The sequence below is a fragment of the Gordonibacter pamelaeae 7-10-1-b genome, assembly GCF_000210055.1.
GTDB classification, from domain to species: Bacteria; Actinomycetota; Coriobacteriia; order Coriobacteriales; family Eggerthellaceae; genus Gordonibacter; species Gordonibacter pamelaeae.
The window spans coordinates 3,315,224-3,323,667 of record NC_021021.1; the positions used below are offsets into that span (position 1 = coordinate 3,315,224).

The window sequence follows — 8,444 nt, forward strand, 5'->3', positions numbered from 1 at the left end:
CGAGCGCAAGCCTCTCCGTTTCAGAATAGGTGGCGCATGCGGAAAAGGAAAGCCGATTTATGCGGGTATGCGCCGCGCCGTCGAAACCACATAATCCTCAACCTGCCGTTGAGCGAGGCGGCCCCGTGCCCCCTGCCGCATCGTCCGTGCCGGGCGGGCCACAGAGCCTCTGCGACCGTGCGCAAGGGACCGGGCGACGGAGCGGCGCGGAGCGCTCGCCCCTTTGCGCAGCCGCACGCAATGCGCTACCCTTGCAGGGAAAACGGCGGATCGCGGGCGGAAGGGCGGCGGGATGGGCGATTTCTCGGAGCGGGTGTTTCAGGTGGTGCGGCAGGTGCCGCGCGGCAAAGTGGCATCGTATGGGCAGGTGGCGCGCCTGATCGGTGCTCCACGGTCGGCCCGTTACGTGGGCTACGCGCTGCGCGCGAACCCCGACCCGGGCGCCGAGGTGAACGGCATTCCCTGCCATCGCGTCGTGTTCAAGGACGGCAGCCTGTGCCGCGGCTACGCGTTCGGCGGCCCCGACGTGCAGCGCGAGATGCTGGAGGAGGAGGGCGTGGCGTTCGCCGACGACGAGCACGTGGACATGGGCGCCTGCCAATGGGACGGCTGGCTGGATGCCAACGCGGAGGACGGCGCAGCCGACCTGCCGCTGGCGCCCCCGCCCGACTTCGACTGGGATCGCGAGCTGGGCGACTGACAGGCCTGGCGCCGCGCGGACGGCTTGGACGACAAGCACGCGGACAGTGCGGAGGCAGGCGACGCGGACAGGCGGGCGACAAGCGGCGCGGGCGAGAATGCAGCCGGCGCAGGAGCATGAGCACGTGGGCGCGCGCCCGCACGATCGACCCGCAAACACGACAGATGAGAGAGAGCGCAAGCGCTCGCACCGCGGGAGGAAGCCACATGGAGCAGGGCAAGGTACAGGTGTACACCGGAGACGGCAAGGGCAAGACCACGGCCGCCGTGGGCTTGGCCGTGCGCGCGGCGGGGAACGGGCTGAACGTGTACTTCGGGCAGTTCATGAAGCACGGGAAGACCGGCGAGCTCGAGGCGTTCCGCGTGCTGGGCGGGCGCGTGAGCGCCGAGCAGTTCGGCACGGGCGACGAGCTGTCCGCCCCCGACCCGCAGCGCGACGCGCAAGCGGCCCGCCATGGCCTCGCCTGCGCGCGCGAGGCCATGGCCAGCGGAAACTACGACGTCGTGATCCTCGACGAGGCGAACGTGGCCGAAATGCTCGGCTACTTCGCGCCGGGCGCCCTGCTGGACGCCGTCCGCGAGAGGCCCGAGGGAGTCGAGCTCGTCATCACGGGCCGCGGCGCCAGCGACGAGGTCATGGCCGCAGCCGATCTCGTGACCGAGATGCGCGAGGTAAAACACTACTATCGAGACGGCGTGCCCGCGCGGCGCGGCATCGAGTTCTAGCGGGCGACGTCCCCCGTCACCGCCTGGGCCACGCGCAGGCCGTCGTCAGCCGCCTGTCACGTGCCCCGTCGGCGGGCAAGCGGCCCGGGGCGCTCTCCGGCTACGCCTTCTCGCTCTCGCGGCCGCGCTTGTCCGGCACGAGGAAGATGAACACGAGCGAGCTCGCCAGCAGCAAAAACGGGTAGAACAGAAACGGTATGATCTGGAACGCCGACACCGCGTAGCCCAGCTCCGCCGCCGCCGATATGGCCACGAGCATCTGCGCGCCGTAGGGGATGATGCCCTGGAACACGCAGGAGAACGTGTCGAGGATCGACGCCGTCTTGCGCCGCGAAATATCGTAGGTCTCGGCCATGTCGGCGGCGATGGGGTTCGCGATGACGATGGCCACGGTGTTGTTGGCGGTGGCGATGTCCATGGCGCCCACGAGCAGGCCCATGCCCAGCTGACCGCCCTTCTTGCTCTTGAACAGGCTCTTGATGCCGTTCAAAAGCGCCGTGAAGCCGCCGTACTCGCGGATGAGCGCGCAGATGGCGCTCACGAGCACGGCCACCATCGTGGTCTCGAACATGCCGGCCGCGCCCGAGCCCATGCTGGCCAGCAGGTCGGTAGCCGCGGTGGCGCCGGTGGCCACCATGATGAGGGAGCCGGAGAGGATGCCCAGCAGGAGCACCACGAACACGTTCACTCCCACGATGCCGCCCACGAGCACGATGAGGTACGGGACGAGCTGGATCAGGTCGTAGTCATGGCTCACGGTGCCGTTGATGTCGGAGCCCAGCGACAGCGCCAGGATGATGGCGAGCGTCGCCAAGGCGGCCGGCACGGCTATCTTGAAGTTCTCGCGGAACTTGTCCTTCATCTGGCAGCCCTGGCCCTGGCACGCCGCGATGGTGGTGTCGGAGATGAACGACAGGTTGTCGCCGAACATCGCGCCGCCCATGACGCTGGCCACGCACAGCGGCAGGTCGAAGCCCGAGGCCGCCGACACCGCCACGGCGATGGGCGTGATGAGCGTGATGGTGCCCACCGACGTTCCCATGGCCAGCGACACGAAGCAGCTCACCACGAACAGCACCAGCACGGAGAACTCCGCGGGGATGACGGAGAGCATGAGGTAGGCCACGCTCTCGGCGCTGTCGCGGCCCACCGTGCCCACGAAGATGCCGGCCGCCATGAAGATGAGCACCATGGTGACGATGGTCTTGTCGCCTATGCTGCGCCCCATGACGGCCAGCTTGTCGTCGAAGGGCAGCTTGCGGTTCTGCACGCACGCCACCAGAAGCGCCACCAGGAATATCACCACGATGGGTATGTTGTAGAAACCCATGGGGATGCCCATCCCGTATTCGAACAATACGCCCAGCCCCAGATACAGCACCAAGAACACCCCGATGGGCAGAAGCGCCTTGACGTTGCCCTTCTCCATGAACTTCCCCTTCCTTCGAACCAGCAACCCGCCTATTGTAGCGCAATGCGGCGCACGTGCGTCCCCGACCCGCTCATCGACGTTTCGCGCCGCCTGCGTGTTTCCGCTTGCCGTGCAACCGGCTCCCTTTACCTGCACGGTAGGAGCCGCTCGCCCTGGGTTGACTGCCGTTCGCCCTGATGGGAATGGGTTCGTGCGCCGTTCGCCGAAAGGCCTGCAAAGGAGCCGCGGCGTGCAGGGAGGGCCCCGTGCAACCTCTATGGTACGATCGGCGCGCCGGGCGACGAGGGCATTTCCCCGGTGTCACCACCGGGATCACGCAGCGGGGCCGGGCGCCCTCCCATGCCCTCGGGCTCCCCGCCCTGCCGCGCGATCCGCTGCACGTTTCCATAGGACGAGAAGGAAGGAGAGAGAGGACATGAACCTGTCACGCAGGGGCTTCTTCAAAGCCGCCGGTGCTGCGTTCGCCACGTCCATGGCGTTCGAGCTGTCCTCGAAGTCGGAGACGCTCGCCGTAGAGCCGTCCGCCGACTGGAAGCTCGTGAACACCGAGGAGTACACGAACATCTGCTGTTATTGCTCGGGCGGATGCGGCGTGATCTGCTCCACGCGCGACGGCGAGCTCGTGAACATCGAAGGCGACCCCGACCACCCCATCAACGAGGGCGGCCTGTGCCCGAAGGGCGCCACCATGTTCCAGCTGCGCAACGTCGTGGATCCCGAGACGCGCGAGATCATCAAGAACACCAACCGCAAGACCCGCCCGATGGTCCGCCGCCCCGGCGCCTCCGAGTGGGAGGACATCACCTGGGACGACGCCGTCGCCGAGATAGCGCAGTGGGTCAAGAAGACCCGCGACGAGACCTTCGAGACCATGCACGACGGCATCACCGTGAACCGCTGCCACGGCATAGCCAGCCTGGGCGGCAGCCAGCAGAACTCCGAGGAGGAGTACCTCATCAACAAGATGATGAGGTCGCTAGGGGTGATAGCCATCGACAACCAGGCTCGTGTTTGACACAGCCCCACGGTTGCCGGTCTGGCAGCAACATTCGGTCGCGGTTCCATGACGAACCACTATTGCGACATGCAGAACGCCGACGTCATCATGACCATCGGCTCCAACAACGTCGAGAACCATCCCGTGTCGTCGAAGTGGGTGCAGAAGGCCCTCGACCGCGGCGCCACGTGGATCGTCGTCGACCCGCGCTACACCCGCTCGGCCGAGATGGCGGACATCTACTGCCCCATCCGCTCGGGCACCGACATCGCCTTCTACGGCGGCCTGTTCAACTACATCATCGAGCACGACCTGTGGCAGCACGAGTACGTGCTGAACTACACGAATGCCTCCTACCTGCTGGACGAGCAGTACTCCTTCGACGTGAACGAGGGCATCTTCTCCGGCTTCAACGAGGAGACGGCCACCTACGACAACCACTCCTGGCACTACCAGGTCGAGTCCACGAAGACGTGGGACACCTCCGAGGGCGGCGCCTACGCGTGGGCTGCAGCTCCCGGCGTGCCGGAGTTCACGCCCCCGACCGTCGAGGTGCCCAAGCGCGACATGACGCTTCAGGACCCGATGTGCGTGTTCCAGCAGATGAAGAAGCACTACTCCCGCTACGACCTTGACACCGTGTCCAGCGTGTGCGGCATGGACAAGGACCTGCTGGAGAAGGTGTACGCCACCTACGCCTCCACGGGCGCGCCCGACAAGTCCGGCACGATCCTCTACGCCCTCGGCCAGACGCAGCACACCTACGGCGCGCAGAACTGCCGCTCCATGGGCATCCTGCAGCTGCTGCTCGGCAACGTGGGCGTGGCCGGCGGCGGCGTGAACGCGCTGCGCGGCGAACCCAACGTCCAGGGCGCCACCGACATGGGCATGCTCGTGGCGAACCAGCCCGGCTACCTGAACTGGCCCACCGAGTACGGCACGCCGTCTTTGCGCAAGTGGTGCGAGAAGGAGACCTACTCCGACGGCTACTACACCAACAAGCCCAAGTTCGTCGTCTCCGCGCTCAAGGAGTGGTTCGGCGACGCGGCCACGGTGGACAACGACTACGGCTACGACTGGTGGCCGAAGGTGCCGAAGAGCCCCGACTACTCCATCATCGGCTCGTTCGAGCTCATGAGCCAGGGCGTCATCAAGGGCTACTTCAACTGGGGCATGAACCCCTGCCATTCCGCGCCGAACGCGAGCAACGTGCGCAAGGCCATGGCGAACCTCGACTGGCTCGTGGTGGCCGACTGGGTGGAGACGGAGTCCGCCTGCTTCTGGAAGGCGCCGGACATGAACCCGGCCGACATCGACACCACGGTGTACTTCCTGCCGGCCGCGCTCATCTACGAGAAGCCGGGCATCATCCTGAATTCGGGCCGCTGGCTGCAGTGGCGCTACCAGGCCGTCGAGCCGTGGGACGAGGCCAAGCCCGACTACGAGATCTGCGACGTGCTGTGGACGGCCATCGTCGACCTCTACAAGAAGGAGGGCGGCGTCGCGCCCGAACCCATCGTGAACACGAAGTGGGACTACTACGTGGACGGCAAGATCGACCCGCGCCCCGTGGCCTGGGCCCTCAACGGCTACGTGTACGACGGCACCGAGTGCGACACCACCTCGGCGGCCCCGAAGACCGAGCTGCTCTCGTCGTTCGCGAACCTCAAGGCCGACGGCTCCACGGCCTGCGGCATGTGGATCTACACCGGCTTCTGGGCCAACAACGACGCGCCGCTCGACCCGGCCGAGCAGGCCGTCGGCAGCCGCGTGGCCGACGACCCCACGGGCCTCGGCCTGCATCCCAAGTGGTCGTTCGCCTGGCCGCTCAACCGCCGCATCATCTACAACCGCGCCTCGGCCGACATGCAGGGCAAGCCCTGGAACCCGGACCGGGTGCTCGTGGAGTGGACGGGCGAGAAGTGGGTGCAGAACGACGTGGGCGACTTCGTGGCCGTGTCCAACGGCACCCCCGTGCCCCCCAACGACAAGGCGTTCATGATGCTCTGGGAGCAGAACGCGCGCCTGGAGAGCTACGGCATGGGCGACGGGCCCTTGCCCGAGCACTACGAGCCCTTCGAGAGCCCGTCCGACAACCAGATGAACGGCCGGCAGAACTCGCCGTGCGTCCGCTTCGCCGAGTTCGAGTCGGTCAAGCGCGGCGACCGTTCCGAGTTCCCCATCGCGGTGACCACGTACTCCGTCACCGAGCACTGGCAGACCGGCGGCCAGACCCGCACCTGCCCGGCCCTGAACGAGGCCATGCCCCAGCAGTTCGTGGAGATGTCGCTGGAGCTGGCCGAGGAGAAGGGCATCAAGAACGGCGAGAAGGTCCGCGTGCGCAACAACCGCGGCGAGGTCGAGGTCATGGCGCTCGTCACGCCGCGATTCAAGCCGTTCACGGTCAACGGCGAGACGGTGCACCAGGTGGGCATGACGCACCACTTCGGCTGGGCGGGCGAGTACGCCACGGGCGACATCGTCAACGACCTGCCGCCGAACGTGGGCGACCCGAACTGCTGGGTGCCCGAGTACAAGGCGTTCCTCGTCGACATCGAGAAGATCTAGGGAGGTGTTGAATCATGAGTGACAAAGCCATACTGTTCGACACCTCGCGCTGCAGCGCATGCCGCGGCTGCCAGGTGGCCTGCAAATGCTGGAACGATCTGCCCTCGACGCTCGAGAAGAACGGCAACCCCCCCACGGGCTCCTACCAGAGCCCGATGGACCTGAACGGAGACACGCGCATCCTGATCTCCTTCAACGAGGAGGCCGGCGGCAGCAAGGGCGTGAAATGGGCCTTCGGGCGCCGTTCGTGCCAGCACTGCACCGATGCCGCGTGCGCGACCATCTGCCCGGCGGGCGCCATAACCAAGCACGAGGCCACGGGCCTGGTGACGGTGGACGACTCCAAGTGCATCGGCTGCCAGTACTGCTCCACGGCCTGCCCGTTCGACGTGCCGCGCTACCAGGAGGGCCTGCGCACGACGGTGAACAAGTGCACGGGCTGCGTCGACCGCATCGAGCAGGGCCTGGAGCCCGCCTGCGTCACCACGTGCCAGCCGGACGCCCTCGTGTTCGGCGACCGCGACGAGATGATCGCGCTGGCGCACGAGCGCGCCGACTTCCTCAAGGCCCGCGGCTACGAGGACGCGGTGGTCTACGGCGAGGACGAGATGGGCGGTTTGCACGTCATCCAGGTGCTGAAGTACGGCGTGGCCGCGCACGGCCAGGTGGAGAACCCGCAGGCGAACCCGGTGGTGGGCCTCACGCAGATCATGAAGCCGGTCACGGGCGCGGTCACGGGCCTGACGGTGGCGGGCTTGGCGGCCATGTTCGTGCTGGGCATCGGCTACAAGCGCGACAAGCTGGCGTACAACCCCGAGACGGAGGACACGATCTCCGTCGACACCGGCCAGGTCGTCAAGCATGGCGACGGCCAGGACGAGGAGACGGTGATGGAGCATATCACCGAGAACCTCCCGGGCAAGAAGGGAGGCAACTGATGAGCAAGGGACCCGTCATGGTTTCCGCCGAGGAGACCGCCAAGAACAAGGCGTTCATGGAGCAGATGGCGGCAAGCGGCACGGAGCGCTACATCCGCCGCCACTCCAAGCAGGCGCGCTGGACGCACGGCATCACCATCATCGCGTGCATCCTGCTGTGCATCTCCGGCTTGTTCGTGTTCGTTCCGGCCCTGGCGGCCGCGGTGGGCGCGGACACGGTGTTCGCCATCCGCATGTCGCACCGCGTACTGGGCGTCATCTTCGTGCTCGTGCCCTTGATCAGCGCCATCATGGCACCTAAGGGCGTGAAGCACATCTTCAAGAACCTGTTCGACCGGTGGGATTCGGACGACAAGAAGTGGATGATGCTGTTCTTCCCCTATCTGTTCATGGCCAAGTGGATCCACATGCCCGACCAGCGCGAGGTCAAGAGCGGCCAGCGCTTCGCCGACGGCATGCTGTGGTTCTCGGGCGCGCTCATGGGCATCACGGGCGTTTTCCTGCTCCTGGGTACGACGCTGTTCGATTTCGGCGGCGGCGTGTACGGCGTGATGCTGTTCCTGCACGACATCGGCTTTTTGCTGATCGCCGTGTTCGGGCTGGCGCACATCTTCCTGGGTGCGGGCATCTTCCAGCCCTACCGGGGCACGGCCAAGCTGATGTTCGGCGACGGCACGGTCTCCGAGTCCGACGCCCTGTACCACTGGGGCCACTGGGCTCGCCAGGAGATCGCCTCCGGCGAGAACGTGATCGAGAAGAAGGCTTAAGGGAGCTGCTTTTGCGGGGCTGCCGGGGCGGATCGTGCCCCGGCGGCTCCGCTGGCCGTTCGCAGGGGCGCTTGGAGGAGAGCCCCTGCGAACGGCCAGCGCCAAGGGCGCGCCGAGGAAAGGCCTGACAGCGCGGGCGGGTGAAACAACGCCGGCGGCTCGGGCGGCATGGTTCGATGCAACTGACTGACAAGGATACGGCATGAATTTGAAAGCGATCGACGCGGCCTTGGCCGCTTACCGCGAGAAGCTCGACGAGGGCGATGTGGCGCGCCTCGAGTTCTTCCGCAAGCTCTGGGGCGCCCTGGACGAGGCGG

The 8,444-nt window shown here is 66.6% G+C and carries 6 protein-coding genes; 5 read left to right on the top strand and 1 reads right to left on the bottom strand.

Going from position 1 to position 8,444, the window contains the following annotated elements; genetic code table 11:
• Positions 1 to 292 precede the first annotated feature (292 nt).
• Together GPA_RS15215 and GPA_RS15225 are read left to right on the top strand one after the other, a co-directional pair.
• The gene (locus tag GPA_RS15215; protein WP_015540418.1) at positions 293 to 700 is read left to right on the top strand and encodes an MGMT family protein; all 408 of its coding nucleotides are present in this window, start codon (positions 293 to 295) and stop codon (positions 698 to 700) included.
• Between the two features lie 206 nt (positions 701 to 906).
• On the top strand, positions 907 to 1,425 hold the full coding sequence (locus tag GPA_RS15225; protein ID WP_015540419.1) for a cob(I)yrinic acid a,c-diamide adenosyltransferase: 519 nt from the start codon (positions 907 to 909) through the stop codon (positions 1,423 to 1,425).
• Positions 1,426 to 1,525: 100 nt separating this feature from the next.
• Here the strand turns inward: GPA_RS15225 and GPA_RS15230 are convergent, their stop codons facing one another.
• The gene (locus tag GPA_RS15230; protein WP_015540420.1) at positions 1,526 to 2,854 is read right to left on the bottom strand and encodes a Na+/H+ antiporter NhaC family protein; all 1,329 of its coding nucleotides are present in this window, start codon (positions 2,852 to 2,854) and stop codon (positions 1,526 to 1,528) included.
• Between the two features lie 418 nt (positions 2,855 to 3,272).
• Between GPA_RS15230 and GPA_RS15240 the strand changes: the two genes are divergently transcribed.
• The 3 genes from GPA_RS15240 to GPA_RS15250 are packed head-to-tail and all read left to right on the top strand — an operon-like array spanning position 3,273 to position 8,127.
• Positions 3,273 to 6,422, top strand: a complete 3,150-nt coding sequence (locus GPA_RS15240; protein ID WP_220149902.1) for a molybdopterin-dependent oxidoreductase — start codon at positions 3,273 to 3,275, stop codon at positions 6,420 to 6,422.
• Positions 6,423 to 6,436: 14 nt separating this feature from the next.
• Positions 6,437 to 7,360, top strand: coding sequence for a 4Fe-4S dicluster domain-containing protein (locus GPA_RS15245; protein WP_015540423.1), 924 nt, complete (start codon positions 6,437 to 6,439; stop codon positions 7,358 to 7,360).
• Complete coding sequence (locus GPA_RS15250) at positions 7,360 to 8,127, top strand: cytochrome b/b6 domain-containing protein (RefSeq protein WP_015540424.1); 768 nt, start codon at positions 7,360 to 7,362, stop codon at positions 8,125 to 8,127. The genes GPA_RS15245 and GPA_RS15250 overlap by 1 nt, the downstream gene beginning before the upstream one ends.
• Positions 8,128 to 8,444 lie beyond the last annotated feature (317 nt).